This is a genomic window from Sphingobacteriaceae bacterium GW460-11-11-14-LB5 (assembly GCA_002151545.1).
Taxonomy (GTDB): domain Bacteria; phylum Bacteroidota; class Bacteroidia; order Sphingobacteriales; family Sphingobacteriaceae; genus Pedobacter.
Map to the genome: position 1 here is coordinate 575,533 of CP021237.1, position 22,158 is coordinate 597,690.

The 22,158-nt window shown below is 38.4% G+C and carries 21 protein-coding genes; 7 read left to right on the forward strand and 14 right to left on the reverse strand.

Annotated elements, in window-relative coordinates; translation table 11 throughout:
• Positions 1-256 precede the first annotated feature (256 nt).
• Positions 257-622, reverse strand: a complete 366-nt coding sequence (locus CA265_02310) for a hypothetical protein (protein ARS38575.1) — start codon at positions 620-622, stop codon at positions 257-259.
• Positions 623-861: 239 nt separating this feature from the next.
• On the opposite strand from CA265_02310, the gene CA265_02315 reads away from it, so the two are divergent.
• A complete protein-coding gene (locus tag CA265_02315; GenBank protein ID ARS38576.1) occupies positions 862-1,209 on the forward strand; it encodes a single-stranded DNA-binding protein in 348 nt (115 codons plus the stop codon).
• 52 nt (positions 1,210-1,261) lie between these two features.
• Here CA265_02315 and CA265_02320 read toward each other — a convergent pair whose 3' ends face one another.
• The 6 genes from CA265_02320 to CA265_02345 form a co-directional block, all read right to left on the reverse strand.
• Positions 1,262-3,313, reverse strand: a complete 2,052-nt coding sequence (locus CA265_02320; protein ARS38577.1) for a TonB-dependent receptor — start codon at positions 3,311-3,313, stop codon at positions 1,262-1,264.
• An 82-nt stretch (positions 3,314-3,395) separates the two neighbouring features.
• Positions 3,396-4,715: an L-sorbosone dehydrogenase gene (locus tag CA265_02325; protein ARS38578.1), complete on the reverse strand. Its 1,320-nt coding sequence runs from the start codon at positions 4,713-4,715 to the stop codon at positions 3,396-3,398.
• Between the two features lie 415 nt (positions 4,716-5,130).
• The gene (locus tag CA265_02330; protein ID ARS38579.1) at positions 5,131-5,748 is read right to left on the reverse strand and encodes a hypothetical protein; all 618 of its coding nucleotides are present in this window, start codon (positions 5,746-5,748) and stop codon (positions 5,131-5,133) included.
• A gap of 85 nt (positions 5,749-5,833) precedes the next feature.
• Positions 5,834-7,186: a hypothetical protein gene (locus tag CA265_02335; GenBank protein ARS38580.1), complete on the reverse strand. Its 1,353-nt coding sequence runs from the start codon at positions 7,184-7,186 to the stop codon at positions 5,834-5,836.
• A gap of 3 nt (positions 7,187-7,189) precedes the next feature.
• Complete coding sequence (locus tag CA265_02340; protein ARS38581.1) at positions 7,190-8,392, reverse strand: hypothetical protein; 1,203 nt, start codon at positions 8,390-8,392, stop codon at positions 7,190-7,192.
• Between the two features lie 385 nt (positions 8,393-8,777).
• Positions 8,778-9,080 (reverse strand): hypothetical protein, encoded by a 303-nt coding sequence (locus CA265_02345; GenBank protein ARS38582.1) that lies wholly within the window; start codon positions 9,078-9,080, stop codon positions 8,778-8,780.
• Between the two features lie 392 nt (positions 9,081-9,472).
• On the opposite strand from CA265_02345, the gene CA265_02350 reads away from it, so the two are divergent.
• Entirely contained in the window at positions 9,473-11,692 is a 2,220-nt protein-coding gene (locus tag CA265_02350; protein ARS38583.1) for an isocitrate dehydrogenase (NADP(+)), read from the forward strand.
• 616 nt (positions 11,693-12,308) lie between these two features.
• On the forward strand, positions 12,309-12,719 hold the full coding sequence (locus tag CA265_02355) for a hypothetical protein (protein ARS38584.1): 411 nt from the start codon (positions 12,309-12,311) through the stop codon (positions 12,717-12,719).
• 59 nt (positions 12,720-12,778) lie between these two features.
• Here CA265_02355 and CA265_02360 read toward each other — a convergent pair whose 3' ends face one another.
• The 3 genes from CA265_02360 to CA265_02370 all read right to left on the reverse strand — a co-directional run bounded on the left by CA265_02360 (position 12,779) and on the right by CA265_02370 (position 16,371).
• Complete coding sequence (locus CA265_02360; protein ARS38585.1) at positions 12,779-14,602, reverse strand: DNA polymerase III subunit gamma/tau; 1,824 nt, start codon at positions 14,600-14,602, stop codon at positions 12,779-12,781.
• A gap of 140 nt (positions 14,603-14,742) precedes the next feature.
• The gene (locus CA265_02365; protein ARS38586.1) at positions 14,743-15,507 is read right to left on the reverse strand and encodes a hypothetical protein; all 765 of its coding nucleotides are present in this window, start codon (positions 15,505-15,507) and stop codon (positions 14,743-14,745) included.
• Positions 15,508-16,371, reverse strand: a complete 864-nt coding sequence (locus tag CA265_02370; GenBank protein ID ARS38587.1) for an AraC family transcriptional regulator — start codon at positions 16,369-16,371, stop codon at positions 15,508-15,510.
• A 182-nt stretch (positions 16,372-16,553) separates the two neighbouring features.
• On the opposite strand from CA265_02370, the gene CA265_02375 reads away from it, so the two are divergent.
• Positions 16,554-17,147 (forward strand): hypothetical protein, encoded by a 594-nt coding sequence (locus tag CA265_02375; GenBank protein ID ARS38588.1) that lies wholly within the window; start codon positions 16,554-16,556, stop codon positions 17,145-17,147.
• Positions 17,148-17,338: 191 nt separating this feature from the next.
• On the opposite strand, the gene CA265_02380 is transcribed toward CA265_02375, so the two are convergent.
• Positions 17,339-17,518, reverse strand: a complete 180-nt coding sequence (locus CA265_02380; GenBank protein ID ARS38589.1) for a hypothetical protein — start codon at positions 17,516-17,518, stop codon at positions 17,339-17,341.
• A gap of 130 nt (positions 17,519-17,648) precedes the next feature.
• On the opposite strand from CA265_02380, the gene CA265_02385 reads away from it, so the two are divergent.
• From CA265_02385 to CA265_02395, 3 genes are read left to right on the forward strand one after another with little or no spacing between them, the layout of a single operon-like run.
• A complete protein-coding gene (locus tag CA265_02385; GenBank protein ARS38590.1) occupies positions 17,649-18,005 on the forward strand; it encodes a 30S ribosomal protein S6 in 357 nt (118 codons plus the stop codon).
• The gene (locus tag CA265_02390) at positions 18,005-18,268 is read left to right on the forward strand and encodes a 30S ribosomal protein S18 (GenBank protein ARS38591.1); all 264 of its coding nucleotides are present in this window, start codon (positions 18,005-18,007) and stop codon (positions 18,266-18,268) included. Before CA265_02385 ends, CA265_02390 begins: the two co-directional genes overlap by 1 nt.
• 12 nt (positions 18,269-18,280) lie before the next feature.
• Positions 18,281-18,724, forward strand: coding sequence for a 50S ribosomal protein L9 (locus CA265_02395; protein ID ARS38592.1), 444 nt, complete (start codon positions 18,281-18,283; stop codon positions 18,722-18,724).
• Between the two features lie 102 nt (positions 18,725-18,826).
• Here the strand turns inward: CA265_02395 and CA265_02400 are convergent, their stop codons facing one another.
• From CA265_02400 to CA265_02410, 3 genes are all read right to left on the reverse strand, one after another.
• Positions 18,827-20,182 carry an AAA family ATPase gene (locus CA265_02400; GenBank protein ID ARS38593.1) on the reverse strand — a complete coding sequence of 452 codons (1,356 nt, stop codon included), beginning with the start codon at positions 20,180-20,182 and terminating at the stop codon, positions 18,827-18,829.
• Positions 20,183-20,429: 247 nt separating this feature from the next.
• Entirely contained in the window at positions 20,430-21,128 is a 699-nt protein-coding gene (locus CA265_02405) for a short-chain dehydrogenase (GenBank protein ID ARS38594.1), read from the reverse strand.
• A 30-nt stretch (positions 21,129-21,158) separates the two neighbouring features.
• Positions 21,159-21,968, reverse strand: coding sequence for a hypothetical protein (locus CA265_02410; protein ARS38595.1), 810 nt, complete (start codon positions 21,966-21,968; stop codon positions 21,159-21,161).
• Positions 21,969-22,158: the final 190 nt, after the last annotated feature.

Here is a 22,158-nt window from a genome sequence, read left to right on the forward strand (position 1 = left end):
ATCGATCTCCCGATGATGGGTTTAAATGCTTGTTGTTATCGTTTATCATAAGCTGATAAAGCTAACCATCTCCTCCTGAATAAAAAAATCATATGCTTAGCCTTCTGCAAATTTTGGGTGATTAAATCTGATCAATGAATTGTGTAATGGCTATTCATTTTCCACCTGATCGCACAGATTGCGCGACGTAAATTACAAATCAACGCTTTTCTGCGAAATTTGCGGGATAGGCACGAGTAAGCGAAAGTGTTTTAAATTAGACTAGCCAAAGCTTTTCTTCCCTTTTTACCAACAAGTATCTGTCATCGTTTAAAATCAGATAACCATATTCATAGCAGAAAATGTAGGTGTTCCCATTATGGGTTTCATAACTATAGGTATGGTATTCAAAATTAAAGCCTGCCGTAATTAGCTTTTTACGGGTAATCTTGGTTTTTCCAGTCGGATTCAGACCAGCAAGTATCGCACGATTCTTTTTTAATATGCTATTTACCCGTTTGATCACAAGATTGTCTTCAACCTTTAAACGATTGTTGTAATTGTTGCGACAAGCGTCGTCGCAGTATTTTTTATCGGCCCTTCCTCTAATCAGGGTTCCGCAGTCTAAACATAAACGTTCCATAATAATTTCTTTTTTATTATGGGATGATGACCTAATTTATAAAATAAAACGATGGAATAAAAAAAATATAAAACATCTCCTAGAGGCTTTAAACGCATGTTTTCCGTGTATAAACGTTTATAAACGACTATAAATGTTTACAATCCGACTAATTTTTGATTCTCGTGGCAATTTTGTTCTGTCAGTTGTCGTGGTGACCGCTGTTCGTTAAACATTTAGAAACTTAAAATTTAAAGATCATGGAAAGTGCAGTTAACAAAGTAGTATTGAGCGGATTTGCCGGAGCAGATGCAGATGTAAAGACTTTTGGAAATCAAAAATTAGCGAGGGTTAACCTTGCGATAAATGAAACCTACAAAAATGCTGCGGGTGAAGAAGTTAAAAAAGTACAATGGTTTAATTTAATTTTTTGGAACGCAAAAGCAGATTTGGCCGAAGCCCAGATTAAAAAAGGTACAGGATTAACTGTAGAAGGCAGATTACAGGCAAATAATTATGATGGTAAGGACGGGAAAAAACGTTATGCCGTAGAAATCGTAGTTGGTGATGTAGTAATTAGGGAAAATGAAAAACAAGCTGCCTTTTAGCTTACGAAAAAATCGCATCATGTAAATTTGATTTATGTGATGCGATTTAAAATTACAATTTAATAGATAAGCCTGTGTAAAAATTAATTCCTGCAGCCGGGTTAAAATACCGTCCATTTGCGGCGTTTAAATCGTTGCCCAAACTGTAATTAACATTTAAGAGATTGTTTAAACCTGCAAATAAATCAAGGCGAGTGTTACCTAACCTTAGGTTTTTTATTCCAGCTTTTACTTCCAGCAGATGGTATCTTTTAGAAAAAGCGGTATTGGCATCATTTAGCGGAATAGCTGAGGTATAGTTGTGCTGGGCAAAGAGGTAAAATTCTTTCCAGAAGTTAAATTCGAGACTATTCACCCAGATATTTTTTGGAACACCGGTAAGCTGATTACCCGCATAATTGTTAGTGCCGCTTACAAAATCTTCAAATTTAAATTGGCTCCAGGTATAATTGCTCCTGAGTTGTAATCCGGTTAACCATGAATTATTGTTTTTGATAATCCATAAGGCTGTTTCCAGTTCTATGCCTTCTTGTTTTGTCCCGCCTGCATTGATGAAATATTCAGTGTCATTTTGATTTAGCCTTCTTACAATGGCATTTTTTAACTGATAATGGAATACATTCCCGTTGGCATAAAAACGGTTATCCGCTGTTTTATACCTTAAGCCCAGTTCATAATTCCAGCCTGACTCAGCCTGAAGGTTATTATTGATGTTATTATCAGACGATCTTACCTCTGCGATAGTAGGTGTCGAATAACCTTTACTTACCGAGGCCCTAATCGATAGATCATTTGAAATTAAGTAAGATAGCGCAGCCTTTGGCATAAACTGCGTATTAAATTTACGCTCTTTTGTCGCAATGACTGCAGGGAAGTAACTTTCATAGTTGTAGCCAAAAAAGTTTAAACTTGAAGCAAGTTCGATCAGGAATTTATTGGTGATATCGAAGTTTAACCTGATGTAAGCAAAATCCTGACTGGCTTTTAAGCGATCTGAAGCTTGCATGGCAGTAGCTTCACCGCCATTATTATTAAAGTTTTTAATCTGACTTTTGGTGGCAGCGCTTTCTAACCCAATTTGCGCATTAAATTTAATGTTTTCTTTGGCCTGCGCATATTCTAAAAATGTTCTGAACCCGAGCGTACTTTCGTAGCGCTTTTCGTAATTGGTTATAAAGGGGTTCTTGAAGTCGGTATAAGAGGTGAATAAAGCAATAACATGTTTTAACTGCCTGTTAATCTGATAGGAATTAGCTATTCCCCCGAAAATGGTTTTATTGTAAATGGCAGCTTGCTGCGAAATGGCTCCAGGTAAGGTTGCTGTTGCCGGACGGGCCAGTTTAGGATCCTGATCTAATTGTGCAGCCGTTAATCCACCTGGTGTTTCGTAATTTAAATCGCTGTAAAAAGCAAAAGCCTTTAAACTGCCTGCATTGCTATAATTCCATTGCTGCAAAGTTTGAAAATACTTTCTGTCCATTGCACTGTTTTGCCGATATCCGTCACTTCGCTGATAGGCTTCGCTAAAACTGAAACTGTACTTTTTATATTGCTGTTTGATGGATGCTGTTTGATGAAAGAGACCATAGGAACCTCCAATCGCTGAAATATTAATTTCATTGTGATTCATGGCGGGCGGATTAATCAAAATCGCACCGCCTGTGTTTGCACCAAAAATACTGGCTTCAGGCCCCTTGTAAATTTCCATCATACCTACTGCAGAAACGTCTAAGGCATTGAGGTAGGTATTTCCACCTGCATCAGTTAGTGGGAAATCATCAATGTAAATTTTAATATTTCGGATGCCAAAAGGAGAGCGTAATAAGCTCCCACGGAGCGATAGGCGATAGCTACCTGGCGAACGTTCTTCCATTCTTACACCAGGAACAATATTTAAAGTGCTCACTAAGGAGCTGCTCTGCTGATTTGCGATTAAATTGCTGTCAATCAAATTTACAGCTGATACCGATCTTAATAAAGAATGCGAATTGTAATAACCTTTAACGGTAACTTCTTCAAGTTTTTTTACGGAATCAGGTTTAAGGACCTGCGCAAAGCCAGTAAGTGAAAGAAGGATAAACAGTAAGGTAAAGTTCGATTTCAAAGGGGAAAGGGATTAATAGTTTAGCCACAAATCGGCAGATAAATTTACTGCATATTCTGCTAATCTGTGGCTAATTGATAAACTATTTTGCTGCTACTTTCCAGATTGTACCACTCACATCGTCGGCTAGCAATAAGGCGCCATCTGGTGTTAGGGTAACGCCAACCGGACGGCCATAAACTTCTGCCTTATCCTGATCGGCGATAAAACCAGTTAAAAAATCCTCGGGTTTTCCAATTGGTTTGCCATCTTTAAAAGGTACAAATGTTACTTTATAGCCAGAAATTACCGACCTGTTCCATGAGCCATGTTGACCAATAAATGCACCACCCTGATATTTTTGCGGAAATTTAGTGCCTTTGTAAAAAGCTAATCCTAAAGAAGCGGTATGTGCGCCTACGGCAACATCAGGAGCTATAGTTTTTTTAACCAACTCCGGGTTTTTACCTTTTAAACGGGGATCTTCATTTTGTCCAAAATAAGCGTACGGCCAGCCATAAAAAGCACCTGGTTTAACACTGGTAATATAATCTGGTACCAAATCGTCGCCTAATCCGTCGCGCTCGTTAACAGCTGTCCAAAGCATATTCGTTGATGGAGCCCAATCTATTCCCACAGGATTTCGCAAACCACTGGCATAAATGTTTTCTCCGGTCCCGTCGGGGTTTATTTCTAATATATTGGCCCGTCTTACTTCATTTTCCATTCCATTTTCGCCAACGTTGCTGCCTGATCCAACGGTAATATAAATTTTGCTTTTATCTGCATTGGTAATTAGATTTCTAGTCCAATGATTGTTGTATCCACCGGCGGGTAGGCTTAGGATTTTTTTTCCTGTAGCGGTGATTTTAGTGTCGCCGGTTTTATATGGATATTGCCATAAGCCATCGGTATTGGCTACGTAAAATGAATTACCAATAATCAGCATTCCGAAAGGTTGATTAAGACCATTCAAAAATGTAGTAACGGTTTCAGGCTTGCCATCTTTATTTTCATCCCGGTATAAGAGAATGGTATTGGCACTTTTTCCTGGTACTTCTGATTTTGCTTTGCCTGTTATGGTATTGGCAACTGCTTCTACAGTGCTTCTTTCCGAATTAGAAAGCGCCACCAATACATCGCCATTTGGGGCAATATAAGTATGGCGTGGACTTTTAATGTTCGAAGCAAATTTGGTTACCACAAAACCTTCAGGAGCAATAGGGGTTTTACCTTCTGGCCAACCGATAACTTTGCTAAATTTGCTTTTGGCTGCATTGGTATCGGGTGCGGGCAAATCTACAGCGCCATTTTTAGTCGTAACGGTTGTATCTTCTCCCTGTTTTTGTGAATTAGAATTGGATTGACATCCAAAAAGGACCGCAGTAGAAAGCATTGATGCGTAAAAAATATTGTTTTTCATGTTAACCGGTTTTTGATTAAGAACTTATCTCAAAAAATATAACATCGAAAACGGAGAGAAGTTTTTAGCCAGGGCAAAATTGCCACAACCCTAAAACCGTAAAAGGAAAGTACCCTGTGAGTACCTTCCTGGAGAGCGCATATTATTTTCCCTGGCGTGATGCGATGAGGATTAACAGGGAAGTACTATTATATAATCTTTTAAAATTGAAATATTACTTCACAACGAAAATCTGACCACAGACAAGATGATTTACTTTTAAGTTAGTAGGAGTGGAGAAAAGGAAGTTGAGCATAATTTCGAGTTGTTAATTTGAAAAGCGATTCGTTAAAACTAAATTACAGTATTACACCTAATTTTTTAGTTAAATTTTGTTAAATCGTTTCGCAGCTTAAAGCCGGATTATTTCTGGTCTTTATTTAACCAGATTTTCCTGTAATTTTTTCTCGATGTCTTTGGCGTTTAATATCAGTGCAGAGAATTGTGGGTCTGATTTTACCAGTAAAAACTTTCCGTTCGGAAGGATGATTGCTGAGGTTCCACACGAAGTGGCCTCTTTAAATAATAATTTCTTAAGAAAGCCCGAATCGGTTTCTATCTCTAAACCTTTCGATTTAATCGGACTGAAACTTTTTCCTACCTCACGGTATTGGTAAATGGCAACTTTTGGCCTCGCCTCGGCTTTTTCGAGAATGTTTTTCTGAAAGGCCCACCTTACATTGTTCAGGAACTCTGGGTTCTGATAACTAAGGTCTTTCCAGCAGTCGTCTTTATTGAAATCGTATTTAATGATAATGGTATCTTTTAAAGCAAGCCTTTGGTTTTCTTTTAAAAAAAGATGCAGGGAATCTACCTGTAAATCGGTTAATGTTCCTGCCTGATAGCGCTTAGTTTCATCCAGATATAGTTTTGGTGAACAGCTATATGTCGCAATAGCAATAACAATTAAGGCAAATAACTGCAGTTTGATTTTGTTAAGGTTTTTCATTTGTGTGAGCATTAAAGTTGAATTCTCCTGGTTAAATTTAGTCATTCAGCCAGGAAAATTCTTAAGACATAAATTTATAACTAAAATTTAAGTCTTAAACTGTTTTGATATTTTTTTATAATATTATCACTTAACCTTTTAATATTTTGGTTTTTTCGGCATCAAATTCTTCCTGTGATAAAATACCGGCATCCAATAATTCTTTCAGATCTAACAGTGCCTGTTTTTTTGATGTGATATCATTTTTAGCTGGTTCTGCACTGTTTTCAGCAGGTGCTGCACCCTTGATTGGCTGATTAGAAATGTTTGAGGGGCCAAATTGTAACAAGAGTTCGGTAATTTCATTAAAACCCTTAATGTTAGAATAATCTATTGCTTTTTGTTCCTTTACATTTACAATGGTAGGGTCTGCTGATTTTTCGAGTAAAAATTTTACCGCATCTTTTTTACCATTGGCAGCCGAGTAATGTAAGGCGGTATTCCCGCTTTCATCCTGGATATTAACATTGGCACCTTTTTCTGTTAATAGCTTTAACATACTTAAATGTCCGCTTTTGGCGGCTACATGTAACATGCTTTCGCCGCCGTAGTTGTAATTATTATCGAAAGAGAAGCTGGCCGATATGGAAATGTTATTGGCGGTTTCTACCCATTCTAAATACGAATACATCGAATCATCCTTACCCGAGAGTGGTTTTGCATAGTTTACATCTACCCCATGGCTTAGAAATAAATCGACAATTTCTTTCTGGTTATTGGCGCAGGCATACCAAATGGGAGATAAACCATCTTTTGAAGAAACAAATACATCTGCACCTTTTTCTACCAATATTTTGGTTAACATCCGGTTGGCATCATAACAGGCAATTAATAAGGCCGATTCTCCGGCGTGATTAACATGGTTGATATTTCCACCCTTATCGAGAATAAGCTCAACCATAGGTGTGTTTTTAGATTTAACCGCAAAAATTAATGGTGAATCGCCGTGTTTATTGGTGGTGTTGATGTTGGCGCCAAATTCCAGTAATTTTTGAACAACTTCCTTATTCCTCCAGCTTGCCGCAATAAGCAAAGGGGTTTCTGCCTCGTTATTTTCACCATCCACTTCAAGGCCTTGATCGATCAGTTTTTCCAATACTTCAATTTGTCCGCTTTGAGCGGTGAGGTGTAATAAACTATTGCCTTTAAAATCTTTAATATCCACCCTTGCACCTTTATCCAGAAGAAACAATGCGGTTTGTTTCTGTTTTTGTAAACAGGCAAAGTAAAAAGGTGTTTCGCCGGCATGATCTTCATAATCTAAAGCTGCCCCACGATCTATTAAAATCTGCACGAGGTCTAAATATCCACGATGGGCAGCATAGTGAAGTGCTGTTCTGCCTTTTTCATCTGTATACCCTACCTCTACCTCTTGGTTGGCCAATAAAAGTTCGGCTATTTTGCGCTTGCCGCTCTCGCAGGCAATAATAAATGACATCGACATATCTTAAGATTGTTTCATGAGCAGTTCAACTGTTTTTATTTTCAGGTTATCATCAGCGGCCAGCATCAGTGCGCTTTGATCCTGATCATTTGTAACCGCAATATCTGCACCGTTTTCGAGCAGGAGTTTTACTTTTCGGTAAGTTTCTTTTGCTTTTTCTGCTTCGTAGTTTACATTGTAGGCACAAACCTTATGCAGCAGGGTATTCCCTTCATTATCTGTTCTGTTCACATCTACTTGCCCGCTTTCTAAAACGGCCTGTAAAATATCAGCCTGTTTTTCGGCAATGATATCCAAGGGAGTCGTGTCAGCGCCATACCAGGTACTGGCCTGATATAAATCGGCGCCGTCTTCAATCAGTTTTTTAAGGAAGTTGATGCCACTTTCACTATTCGACATCATCCGCACGTATTCGAATAAAAGTGTTTCGCCGTTTTTATTGATCTGATCGAAAGCTGGTGTGGCATAATTACGCAACGTATCGTATATTTTTTCGCTCTGCAAATGTGCCACTGCATAAAAGAAGGCTGAATTTCCATCACGGTCGGTATGATTGGGATCGGCACCATTTTCGAGGAGATAAGCTATTAAGTCTTTCTTGTTAAATTTTATTGCGGTAATTAGTGGGCTTTCCTGCACCACATTGCCTTCATTAATATCTACCCCCTCGTTTAGGAGGATATCGATATAGCCCTTAAGCAGATCAGTAGTCTGCTCATCGTTCAGGTTATAACGGCGGAAACTGCTTTTCACTACCTGATGGATGTAGTTTTCTTCTGCGTTGTTTTTGAAATTAGCCCTGCAACCTGCATTAATACATGCTTTGATTACCCCTAAATTCACCCCGTTTTCGAAGAGATAACTTAATAGTGTTTTCGTGTTTACCTCATCATTTAAGTTGTCGAAATGGGTAATAAATTCATCAAAAAATGCGATATCTTCATCGTCATGCCCAAGGCTGCGGGCAATGGCCTGAAAAATGCTTTTGTCAAAACTGTCGAATTCGTAAATATCGGTTTCGATGGTTTTATCCTTTAACATGAATTGGAGGATTTCGTATTGTTTCGCTCCGACCAGGTTGTCGAATATGGATGATCGATGGTGTTCTTGTAAGCTTTTGGAGAGTTTTTCGCCATTCAGCATAAGGCTTTTAGCTTCGTCGAATTTGCGGGCGTTTAACTGTTGATCTAAAGTAGGTTCGGCCATTTTCAATTAAAAAGTTTAAAATAGATAGATATATAGTTTTAAGGCTACAAAAGTTTAGCCAAAGAAATGGTTCACAAAAAAATATTGGGATATTGCACTAAAGACAGATAAAACTATACCTAATTATGATATGGTCGTTTATTTTTTTGAAAAGCAATCGCAGTATTCCATTGGTTAATTTCTTACTGCTCTACCTTTCCCGATAAAAATCCTATCGTATGGACACATGTTTCTTTGACTGGATTTTTTAGTTTCTTTGTCTAGAGTGATCGTCATGCTGAACTTGTTTCAGCATCTTTTTCGCTATTAAAAACATTCTGGCCCAAAAAGAACTACCGTTTACGTACGAGTATTAATTTTTTCCGCTCTATGCCGCGGGGGCATACTACTTTGGAGCGCCAAAGTAGCCAAAACGCTTTGTCAATCCAGCATTGTGGCTTCTCACTACCCCATGCTCATCAAAAAACAGCGGCACTTTGTTTTGCTCGGTTCTGCTAAATGAAAGTTGATGAAATATGTTCACAAAACCACTGCGTTTGAGGTTTGTTGGTGCCATTTGGGCTATTCTGCAACTGTTTTTTTGATTCTTCGGCCACTTGGGATTGACGGCGTCCTTCTGTAAGATTTGTGTTTTATTGAAGTTTGTTAACAAAAGGCCTATACTTATCTTAATTATTTGAGTCCACACGCAAAGCCTTATCCCCGGACTTTTCGATCAGGTTTAGTTACGCTATTTTTCTGCTAATATTCCGGTTTTCTGTGCTACAGGCTCAGGTGCATAGCCCTGATCGAAGCGGCATCCCCGATATTTCATCGGGATAAAGCGGAGAGCAGGACTAACTTTAAATATAGTAAATGACTCTGCGCTCCCTAAATACAATGGTATGTTACATTATTATTTCACTACTAAGAAGATTATCGGTTTTTAATAAAATGAATTGCTGATCCAAACCAGAAATAACATTGTGATGTTCCTTAATTCATTCGATTATTTTATCTTTAGGCGATTTTAAGAAGATCGGTTTACCAACCTGGAAACCCATTGAATAATTAACCTTAATAAGCAAAATCAATATAAACATGTCAAATACATCAAAAATTATCTACACCAAAACCGATGAGGCGCCAATGTTGGCAACCTATTCACTGTTACCTATCGTACAAGCTTTTACCGCATCAGCAGGTATTGATGTAGAAACCAGAGATATTTCTTTAGCAGGAAGAATTTTGGCAAACTTTCCTGAGTATTTAAAAGACGATCAAAAAATTGGTGATGCTTTAGCAGAGCTTGGTGCATTGGCTACCACTCCAGAAGCTAACATTATCAAATTACCAAATATTTCTGCTTCTATCCCGCAATTGGTAGGTGCAATTACGGAGTTACAATCGCAGGGTTTTGCCATTCCAAATTATCCTGATAATGCGCAGAGCGATGAAGAAAAAGCAATTAAAGCTAAATATGCAAAAGTTTTAGGCTCGGCTGTAAATCCGGTTTTACGTGAAGGTAACTCTGATCGCAGGGCGCCTAAAGCGGTTAAAAATTATGCAAAACAAAACCCACACTCGATGGGTAAATGGTCTGCAGATTCGAAAACCAAAGTGGCCAGCATGACTGAAGGCGATTTTTATGGTTCAGAGAAATCTACAACGGTTGCTGAAGCAAGTCAGTTTAAAATAGAATTTGTAGCTGCTGATGGTACGGTAACCGAATTAAAAGGTTTATCGCCATTAAAAGCAGGAGAGGTCATTGATAGCTCTGCATTGAGCTTATCGGCATTGAAAACTTTTGTAGCCAAAGAAATTGCTGAAGCTAAAGCCGCAGGCGTATTGTTATCTGCACACTTAAAAGCTACGATGATGAAGGTTTCTGACCCGATTATTTTCGGTGCTATTGTTGAAGTTTACTTTGCAGATGTTTTTACTAAATATGCCGATCTTTTCAAGGAACTGAACATCGACACCAGAAATGGTTTAGGCGACGTTTATGCAAAAATTGCGGGCAACGCTAAACAAGCAGAGGTTGAAGCCGCTTTGGCTCAGGCCATCGAAAACGGACCAGCTTTGGCTATGGTAAATTCTGATAAAGGAATTACTAACCTTCATGTGCCGTCTGACGTGATTGTTGATGCTTCTATGCCGGCAATGATCCGTACTTCGGGACAGATGTGGAACGCAGCTGGTAAAGCACAGGATACCATCGCTTTAATTCCAGATCGTTCGTACGCGGGTGTTTATACCGCAACAATTGATGACTGTAAAGCAAATGGTGCTTTTGATGTAACCACCATCGGTTCAGTACCAAATGTTGGTTTAATGGCTCAAAAAGCTGAAGAATATGGTTCGCATGATAAAACTTTCCAGGCTACCGGTTCAGGAACTATCCGTGTTACTGATGCAGATGGCAAAGTATTTTTCGACCAGAAAGTAGAAAAAGGCGATATCTTCCGCATGTGCCAGACTAAAGATGCTCCAATTCAGGATTGGGTAAAATTAGCGGTGAACAGATCACGTTTATCAGAAACGCCAGCGGTTTTCTGGTTAGATGAAAACAGAGCACACGATAGAGAAATCATCACTAAAGTTAATACCTATTTAAAAGACCACGATACTACAGGTTTAGACATCCGTATTTTAGCGCCGATTGAAGCGACTAAGTTTACTTTAGAGCGTATCCGCAAAGGTTTAGATACCATTTCGGTTACCGGTAACGTATTACGTGATTATTTGACAGATTTATTCCCGATTTTAGAATTAGGAACCTCTGCTAAAATGTTATCTATTGTACCTTTAATGAATGGTGGTGGTTTGTTCGAAACTGGTGCTGGTGGTTCTGCTCCAAAACATATTGAGCAGTTTATCGATGAAGGTTATCTGCGTTGGGATTCATTAGGTGAGTTCCTGGCACTTCAGGCTTCTTTAGAGCATTTATCTCAAACACAGAACAATACAAAAGCGCAGGTATTGGCCGATGCTTTAGATGAGGCTAATGCTAAATTCCTGGCCACTGACAAATCTCCGGGTAGAAAACTGGGTACAATTGATAACCGTGGTTCTCATTTCTATTTAGCTTTATATTGGGCTGAAGCTTTAGCTGCACAAACTAAGGATGCTGATTTGCAAGCGAGATTTGCGCCATTGGCTAAAACTTTATTCGCAAACGAAGCGAAAATTAACGAAGAGTTGATTGGTGCTCAAGGTAAACCTCAGAACATTGGCGGTTACTATAACCCTAATGATGAGCTGGCAAGCAAGGCAATGCGTCCGAGCGAAACATTAAATACTTCTTTGGCTTCTTTATAAGCTAAATTGAGTTGTCAACTTTAATATGCTTCTAGTATGGAAGTTAACAACTCTTAAAATACTTTGGCGTCCTGATATAAAAATCTGGACGCTTTTTTTATGCTGTAGGTTTGTCAGCTTGATTAGTATTTTGTTAGGCGTAAATATTTTTCATTTGGAAAGCAGATGCAGAAGCTTTTGGGTTACAACAGTCCCGCTCCCGCTTCTGCTCCCGATGAAATATCGGCAGCATCCCGCTTTGATAGGGTTTAACGGACTTAAATGGTACAGCTATTTCGGGTAAAATAAACCCGACTAACCACATCATTGCTTTACTGAAATAAAATAGATCCCAATATTTTACCTAAACTTCTTTTCTCCAGTCAAGTAATTAATTTGTTTCGGTATTAACCGTTACCGTACCTCCTAAACTTGCCTGGGTATTATTTTCGGCCTGCGTGAGGGATAGAAATGGAAAGCCCGCATCCCGATTTTTCATCGGGGAGGACTTGCAGTGTATAGCCCGACCCTTGCGTAGCTTGGGGCACGCCCTAATAATTGGAAGATTCTCTGCTGGAAACAAACCTTATCAATATCATTTTGTTATATTCATATAAATTAATAGGAGACCCATATCATGGCAAATAACGAGAATAAAGGATCGCAGGATAAAATACATAGTACGACAGAAAATAGCGAAATTAATAAAGAAAACCTGGCTTATGATGAACGTAAGCAGAGTTACGAGCTCGATGTGAAAGGTACAGATGCAGATTACGACCATCCGATGGGTTACCAAACCGTAGCTGCCGGTGCTAAAGATGACGATTCTACTTACGATGAGGCCAATCCTTATGTTGGGGATGAATATGCCAGAGATGAAGATATCGTAAACGATGAACTGGAAGAACTGGGTATGCACGTAGATAACGGAGAAAGCGTAAAACTAAGCCCCGAAGATGAAATTCTTGCCCGTACACCGGAGGATAACCGTGATGATTTAGATGAAGAAGGATACCCGATTAACGATACACCGAAGAACATTTAGCAGTTTGCAAGCGGCAGTTTTTAACCGCCAAGAACTGAAAGCTGTTAACCGAAAACTGGCTAAGGATTGATATCTAAATTAAATCTGCGGCGCAATTCGTCCAGCTTTGGGTTTTTGTTAACCAGATAATCATACTTTTCGCGGTTACCGTAAAGCCTGTTTTCTATCTTGCGCTCCATGAGTTTATAGGTAACCTCAACACCAAAGTTCCGAAGCTCGTTCCGTAAGAAATTTAAAAGTTCAACCGATTCTTGTTGTACAAGATGTTCCTGTGTTTTGCTCTCTACCGAAATCTCAATCAGCTCAGGATTTAAAAGTGTTGGCGCAAAATTATTTAAGATGGTGAACAGATTAATCCTATCGGTAGCCTTCATCCTTTGGGTAAAGGCATTCCACACTTCCAGTAAACGATCGTAACTAAAAGGTTCCCGGGCTTCGCCGGTAACTTTCTTTGGTCCTTCATCATCATCTCCCTGGGCTACACGTTCCAGATCATTTAATGAAGGGATCAGTGTGCTTACCGCATTTGCTTTCGGGATATTGATACTGATGGAAGTGGCAGATGGCGGCGGACCGACCCTGGGTGTTTCTTTAGGTTTTTCTGCTGCAGGACCAGTGGATAAAACTGTACTTTTAACAGCAGGCGCTACATCCTGAACCGTAATTGGGCTTTCAGTATGTGGCTTTGGGGTTTCGGCCTGCCCGGCTACGACATTAGTTTTTTTTTTATCCTGATCTACGTCAGTTGCTGTGTTATTAGGGCTTAAAGGCTGTTGTGCTAAATTGACGACCGACCGGATATGGCACATTTTTATCAGTGCCAGCTCTACCTGTAAACGTTGGTTTTTAGAATTTTTGTAATTCAGATCGCAGGTATTGGCCAGGTTTAATGCCGTTAACAAAAACGATAATTCTGTTTGCCTGCACTGATCAAGGTATTTTTGTTTAATGTTTTCGCTAACTTCTAATAGTTTAATCGTCGATGCATCTTTACCTACCAATAAATTACGGAAGTGTGAAGCAAGGCCATTTATAAAGTTATTACCATCAAAACCGTTATTTAAAATTTCGTCGAACAGGAGGAGGGTTTGGCTAACTTCTGCTGCGGTTAAATAAGCGGTGAGTTTGAAAAAATAATCGTAATCTAAAATATTAAGGTTATCGATTACCGCCTTATAAGTAATGTTCTTGTTTGCATAACTGGCAATCTGATCGAACATCGAAAGCGCATCACGCAGTCCACCGTCTGCCTTTTGGGCAATAATGTGTAAACCATCGCTTTCAAAAGCAATATTTTCGCGCTGGGCAATAGTTGACAGGTGACTGGCAATATCTTCCACCTGGATCCGGTTGAAATCAAAAATCTGGCAACGCGATAAGATGGTGGGCAGGATTTTATGTTTCTCGGTGGTGGCGAGGATAAAAATAGCATATGAAGGCGGTTCTTCCAGTGTTTTCAGAAAGGCATTAAATGCACTCTGCGATAACATGTGAACCTCATCAATGATATAAATTTTATATTTTCCGGCTTGTGGTGGTATCCTAACCTGCTCAATTAAGCTACGGATATCATCAACAGAGTTGTTTGAAGCCGCATCTAATTCGTGAACATTAAATGAATGCCCGTTCTGGAAAGAAAGACAATTGTCGCATTGGCCACAAGCTTCCATTTCTGCTGTAGGGTTAGTACAGTTAATGGTTTTTGCAAGGATACGTGCGCAGGTTGTTTTACCCACTCCACGAGGCCCGCAAAATAAAAATGCCTGGGCAAGCTGATTGTTTTTAATGGCATTTTTTAACGTACCTGTAATATGCTGCTGGCCAACAACGGTTTCGAAGGTGGCTGGGCGGTATTTACGGGCAGAAACGATAAAATTTTCCATCGGCACGAAAATAGGAAAAATTTAAGTGTTGTAAGGTTGAAAAGTAGAAATGTGGAAAAGTTGCAAGGTTGAAAAGTTGGAGGGTTTAGTTTATAGTAGGATAAGACCTGAGGCAAAAGTTTGAGGTTAAAGGAATAACGTTATTGATGATATTTGTAAAATAGCTTATACCTTTCCTCAAACGAGTTAAAGCTACCAAAAGTAAGTTCAATCGCTTTTTCGGTATCGTAACCCTGGGTGTTTAATTTTATTATTTTTTTGAGCAGGTCTGTTCTTTTGGATTTTATAAAAAAGTAGATCACACTATAGGCCGTATTGTAATTGTCGTCTATATCATGACCATAAAATGAACCGCTGTATATTTTAAAGAAATTTTTTAACCTTTCGGTGTCTTTTGAATCTATCCCAGCCTTTATACTTTTAATTCTACCGCTTTGTGGATAGGAGTATAAATTCCCCTCACTGTCGAAATCCAGTGTTTCGAAAAACTCTGCAAGCCCTTCGTTTAGCCATTTGGGCGATTTTTTAAAATTAAACTGGAAAATACTATGACTAGCCTCATGGAGTGCTACCGAAATGAAATCGCTGCTCTTGTAAACAAAGGCTTCGTTAATGGCGGCAATGTAAAATCCGGTACTATTTACTGGTGCACTATATGTTTTTTGCGCAGCCCGGTAATCTTTACTTTTTCCGTATAGATTTATTTTTACCGGGGCCGTAATGTTTTCTCTTGTTTCGAAAATTTCGTTACAAAACATGCGTTCATAGGCAATCAGTTTCTCAATTTTCTTTTGCTCGGTTTCACTTATTTTGCAGTTAACAAAATTAATATCCACATACTGGGCGTAAAGAGACAGGCTGATGAGGTTTGAGAATATCAATAACAGGAATTTGTTCATATTCATTTATTTAATCAGCGATTTAAGTTCGTGACGGTATTCGGAAGCGCTTTTGCCGGTAAACTCCTTAAATAATTTATTAAAATGGCTAAAGTTGTTAAAACCGCTTTCGTAAGAAATATTGGCAATGCTGGTCGGTTTTTCGGCCAAAAGTTTTGAGGCGTGGACAACGCGGTATTCGTTTACGAAATGTGTAAATGTTTTCTTGGTGATTTTTTTGAAATAACGGCAAAATGAAGGAACAGTCATACTCGACATTTCCGCAATATGTTGTAAGCTGATCTGCTCCTGGAAATGATCTTTTACATAGTTAAAAATCATATTAATGCGGTCGTTATCCTGAACCTGCATTTCCATCGAAAATCCATCGGCGTTTAAGATCTTGTAATCTTTTGCATGTTCAAGTTCTTTTAATACACTGAGTAAAGTTAAAAGTCGTTCAAAAGGCGGCAGATCGTCCATCATTTCTATCCTGTCGCCCACTATTTGCATGGTTTCAGGGCCAAAGGCAATTCCGGCCTTCGATTTATCGAACAATTCTTGTATGCCTCTGATTTCCTGCAGGCCCAAAAAAATGCTACCCAAAAAATCGGGTTTCATCTGGATAACAGTTTCGTTTTTGTTTCCGGTATTGGTATCGGTAAAGCCACAATGGGGGAGGTTGCTGCCAATCAGGATCAAGTCGCCTTCGGTGTAATAGGAAACGTGACTGCCAATCTGCCTTTTCCCGGCACCGCCATTCACAAACACCATTTCAATTTCGGGGTGGTAATGCCAGAGGTGCGCCATATTGTTGGCGTTCTCTACATATTTCGAATAATAAAATGAACTTCCGAAAGAAGGTTCAACAACCTCAAAACTAGGCTTCATGGTTTGCTAAATTATTGTTCTAAAATACGTAAAAAATATGCTTTATTATAGCTTTTGTTAAAATAACAGTTAACCAGGGGTAATATAGCATAGATATTGGAAAATATGCAATCACCTATCCTTCAGTTAGTGCCGTACCTTAGTGGTGTCATATAATTATTAACTCTTTAAAAATATTGGTTATGAAAAAGTTCTTAAAAATCGGTTTAATAGCAGCGTTATTTTTTACTGCTACGGGTGTACACGCTAACGATGATGATTTTACTTTAAAAGTAAAAGGTGAAAAGGAAAAATTTATCCGCTTTTCTGTAGATAAGGCAGAGAACGTTAATTTATCGCTAATGGATGCTGATAATGAAGTTTTATTTCAGGAGGATATTCATGCTTCAGCTTTCTCTAGCAAAATTTATGATCTGAATGAGCTTCCTGACGGAAAATACACACTTAAAGTGGAGTCGGATATAAAAGTTGCAAAATATAATGTCGTAATTAAAAACGGGGAGGCACTTGTTTCCGAGCCGAAAGTTTCTAACGTATTTAAACCTGTTTACACTAAAAAAGATCAGGTTATTACGCTTAACCTCGAAAACCTGGAGAATAGTCCGGTAGAAGTTAAAGTGTATAACGAATACAATGATGAGGTTTATAAAGAGGTATTCAAAGATAAATCGCAACTGGTTAAAAAATTCAATATCGGTAAAACAGACTCTAAAGAATTAACTTTCGTAGTGAAGTATAAAGAAGAGAGTTTTGTTAAAACGATAGAAACCTATTAAACACTAACAGCTAATTGATATGGGGAGATTGTCGGATAGATAGTCTCCCTTTTTTTATAGGTAAGATGGGAAGATGTGAGATGGGGGAGGTAAGATGGATAATGTATTATGCATGGTTTTCATCACAGATTTTCCATTTTCCTTTTTCCATCGTCCATTGTACCTCTTCCATGATCCATCTGCCACTTTAATTAATCATTTGATTTTAAGAAGGTAAGATGGGAGAGGTAAGATGGATGATGTAGTGTGCATGGTTTTCCTTGCAGACCTTCCATTTTCCTTTTTCCATCGTCCATTTTACCTCTTTCATTATCCATCTGCCATTTTACATTACTTTTTCCATCTACCATTTTACCTCTTTCATGATCCATCTTCCATTTTACCTCATTACATTTGCTGCATAAAATCTAATTAATCATTTGATTTTAAGAAATATATTGTTACTTTTGCATCCCCGTAATATACCTCGGGATTAAAAAATTAAAAACATAATTTATAACAATGAATCAGTACGAAACTGTTATCGTTCTAACCCCGTTGTTATCAGAAGAGGCTGCGAAAGAGGCATTAGCTAAATTCAAAGCAGTTCTAACTGATAACGGAGCCGAAATTATCCAGGAAGATAATTGGGGTTTGAGAAAATTAGCGTATCCAATTGAGAAAAAATCAAATGGATTCTTCAACTTAACTGAATACAAAGCTTCAGGAGATTTGATCGCAAAATTAGAGCTTGAATTAAAACGCGATGAGCGTGTGTTGCGTTTCTTAACTATCCGTTTAGACAAACACGCTGTTGCTTACAATGAGAAAAAGCGTAGTGGTGCTTTTAACAAAAAAACTAAGGAGGTTGCAGCGTAATGGCAAGAGAACAAATACAATACGTAACTGCCCCTAAAGTAGAGGATAACCGTAAAAAATATTGCCGTTTCAAGAAAAACGGAATTAAATACATCGATTACAAGGATGCAAATTTCTTGTTGAAATTTATTAACGATCAAGGTAAATTATTACCACGCCGTTTAACTGGTACTTCGTTAAAATTCCAACGTAAAGTGGCTCAGGCAGTTAAACGTGCCCGTCACATCGGTTTGTTACCTTTCGTTGCTGATCAATTAAAATAGGAGGCTAGAGATATGGAAATTATTTTAAAACAAGATATTAAAGGCCTTGGTGAGAAAGATGATGTAGTTACAGTAAAGCCAGGTTATGGCCGTAACTATTTAATCCCTCAAGGATTTGGCGCATTGGCTACTTCTTCTGCTAAAAAAGTTTTAGCAGAGAACTTAAAGCAAGCTGCTTTTAAACAAGATAAAATTAAGAAAGATGCTGAAGGTGTTGCTGAGCGTTTAACTGATGTTAAACTTTCAATCGGTGCTAAAGCAGGCGAAAGCGGAAAAATCTTCGGAGCGGTTAACACCATCCAGATTGCTGAAGCATTAAAAGCACAAGGCTTTGATGTAGACCGTCGTCGTATTACTTTCGAAACTGAACCTAAATTTGTTGGCGAATATGTTGCTAACTTAAACTTACACAAAGAAGTGAAAGTTCAGGTTCCTTTTGAAGTAGTAGCTGAATAAGCATTCTTTAAAGAGTCATATAAAGAGCCTTTCGATGCAAATCGAAAGGCTCTTTTTTTTATACCAAAAAATAAGGATGGAAGAAAGAAGGTTTCGATAGGATTACAGGTTTTGTTCTATTAGCCAAGAAGCATATTCTGCTATACGTGTTCCCAGATAGTATGGGAGGTTTAATAAAAGATAAGGCTTGCCTGTTGGTGTATTTGTTTTTTCTAGCCTAAACTCGCCTCCATATACCCGAATGGCAAAAGGATGTGCTGAGGCATCAATGAATTGATGAAGAGATCTTAAGCTTCCTGTACTGCCCGATTTTATTTCAATCGGTATTACAAATTTTTTACAGGCATAAATTAAATCAACTTCTGCATCAGACTGTTTTTTCTCTCTTACCCAAAAATTAGGTTTATGAGAAGATATACGCTCAACTGATATCAGTTCCTGAGTAAATAAATGTGGAATAACGGCTCCTTTATAAGCTGAACTTAAATCATCTAAAGCAAGCATTTCTCCTTGGATACCCAATGAGTAGTTGACTAATCCTGTGTCTAAAAATTGTAGTCTAGGCGATTTTTTTAAATCAGGAATAATTGGAAGTTCGGTATTAGTAGATGGGTATATTAACCGGATGATCTTTGCGTCATCTAATATCCTAAAAGCTTCTCCAACCTCTCTCGATTTATAGTTCGAATTGCCGAAACCTTGAAAAACAACACGCTTATCGAGAAAAAGATGGGCAGTACCCATTATATGGTTAATAGTTCTTCTCGCTGTTTCATTCTGGGTATATTTTTCTATGTCATTTTTGTAGGTTGCCCAAATGCTTTCGTAAACAATAGACAGATCTGAAAGGTTATGTTCTTCTAAATCGGTTTTTATTATTTCTGGCATGCCTCCGATAATGGCATATCTACGAAAGGCTTTTAATAACAATTTGTGCGCAACAGCTTTTACAGGGGTTTGAAGCAGATATTTTAACAGATCATCTTTTTGGTTAGCTTGAAGGTATTCTTGAAAATTTAAGGGATATAAGTATAAGAATTCGACCCTGCCTACCGGAAAACTTTTTACTTTTTGTAATACAAACTCCAAAAGGGAGCCAGCACTGATTACATGCAGGTCAGGAATTTCTTCGTAAAAATACCTTAGCATTTGTATAGCTTTCGCACTTTCCTGAATTTCATCAACAAAGAGCAAAGTTTCGGTTATCTTATCCGATTGAATCCCATGTCCCAGCAATAGTGCTTCAACAATATTGTGTACATCGTCAAAATCATCAAAATATTGACGGTGTGCAGGTTTCTCCAGATTAAGAAAAATAGTATTAAGATAGTTTTTCGCAAAGTCCTTTATTAGTGTTGTTTTTCCTACCTGACGTGCCCCTCGAATAATTAGAGGTTTCCTGTTTTTGCTGTTTTTCCATCGGGTTAAGTTCTCTTCAATGGATCGTTTAAATGCCATTATTTTCTATTTTGTAACAAAGTCAACCCAAATATAGGTTTTTGTTGTAACAAAGTAAGGGTATATTTTATTAAAATTTGTAACAAAGTCAGGGCATTTTGTTGCGTCGATAGTGATAATATGATGGATGCTGGCTAATAAAATGCTTAATGGAGGCGCTGAATCAGCAAATCTGTGGGAAATCTTTATAGATCCCCACAGGTTTTAATGAGCTGAGTGGGTGTTTAAACATAAGATTAATCTTCCACTACCCCTTCGGCGTAGTTGGCCTGATTTCTACCTTACTCGGCAAAGTTCTTGCTGGCATGGCCAATAAATCAACAATCAGTTTACCCATATCTTCTGGCTGGATTTTCCAGGCATCATCTTCAACGTTGGGCTGATGATCGTTAAAATGACTGGCTACCGATCCGGGCATAATGGTGCTCACCTTTACGCCGTACTTTCTTAAATCGAGCATAACCGATTGCGTAAATCCTGTTAAACCAAATTTACTGGCATTATAAGCAGAACCTCCTGCGAAAAAGTTTGTACCGGCTAAACTCGATATGGTAAAGATATGCCCCTGGTTCTTTTTGATCTCATCAACCGAGGCTTTAATGCTGTAAAAAACGCCTGTTAAATTGGTATCGATGGTTTCTTTCCATAAATCGATGTCCAGCTCGTCAATAGGCGCAAAATGCCCAACGCCTGCATTGGCGATCAGTATATCCAATTGTCCCCATTTTTCGATTATCAGGTTTACCGCATCCTGCTGAGATTTAAAATCCACAACATCTGCTTCAATGGCCAATACATCACCATGTGCCACCAAATGTGATGCAGCCTGGTTCGCGCTGGCAATCGTCCTGCTTGTAATGGCTACTTTATAACCTGCTTTCAAAAGGGCTTCGGCAATACCGAAACCAATTCCTTTGCTTCCTCCTGTAATTAATGCAACTTTCATGTTGTTGTAACGTATGATATCGAAAAATGTTTAATTAGATTTTTTCTTGTCATGGTGCGGGAGCTCCATAATCTGGATATCCTTAAAATCTACTGGCTGTCCTTCACTTTGTAAGGCAATAAAACCTTCAGTAAGCGCTTTTCCATCAATTTTAATTTTCGGATCAAAACGGTTAGCTACGCCTCCGCCAATTTGTGGTTTGCTGTATTGCAATACGGTATCACCATTAATAATATGTTTAACGATCGAATCGCCCATCACAATCAGTTCGGCTGATACCCACTGGTCGCCGTCGTATGTTTTCGATTTAGAATCCAGACAATGGCCCGGATACTTACTGCCGTTATAAAAAATCTCTGTACCTGGCGAACACATGTTTCCGGTAGGGCGGGGACGGCCATCACTCAATCCACCTAAAAACTGCATTTCGATCGAAATTGGCCAATCCTGTTCTTTAGGCATTGTTTTCGGATCCTGAGAATGGAACATCACTCCACTATTACGTAAGGTATAACTCGGCGCACCTTTTTGCAGTTCGCCAACAAAACGGTATTTTAATTTTAGATGATAGTAAGAGAAGGGTGTTTTATAATAAAGATGGCCAAACTGATCATTGAAATCGCCGTATTGATCGTATCGCACTTGTATTGTTCCATCTTCAACCCTAAAGGTATTGCCGAAATTTACATTGTAATCGTGGTGGTGGATTTTAACGTTCCAATCTTTAATGTCTTTCCCGTTAAAGAGTGTAATCCACTTTTCAGACTTGTTATTGATGTTTTTGGTTGTACTGCAGCTCCATAGGGTAACAGCAAGAAAGAGATAGCCTAGTTTTTTCATTTGGTTAATTTTGTTTTGCCCTCTGTTTAAAAATGTGAGTCACAAAATACATAAACAAAGTGATTTTAAGGTACATTAAGGCTTTACCACGAGAATTTTGCATTTCGACTTTATTTTTGCACATAAAAAAAAAGATTTTTTTGGCGTTATTCCACACCGCTTCATTTTCCATCTTCCGTCTCTTTAATTA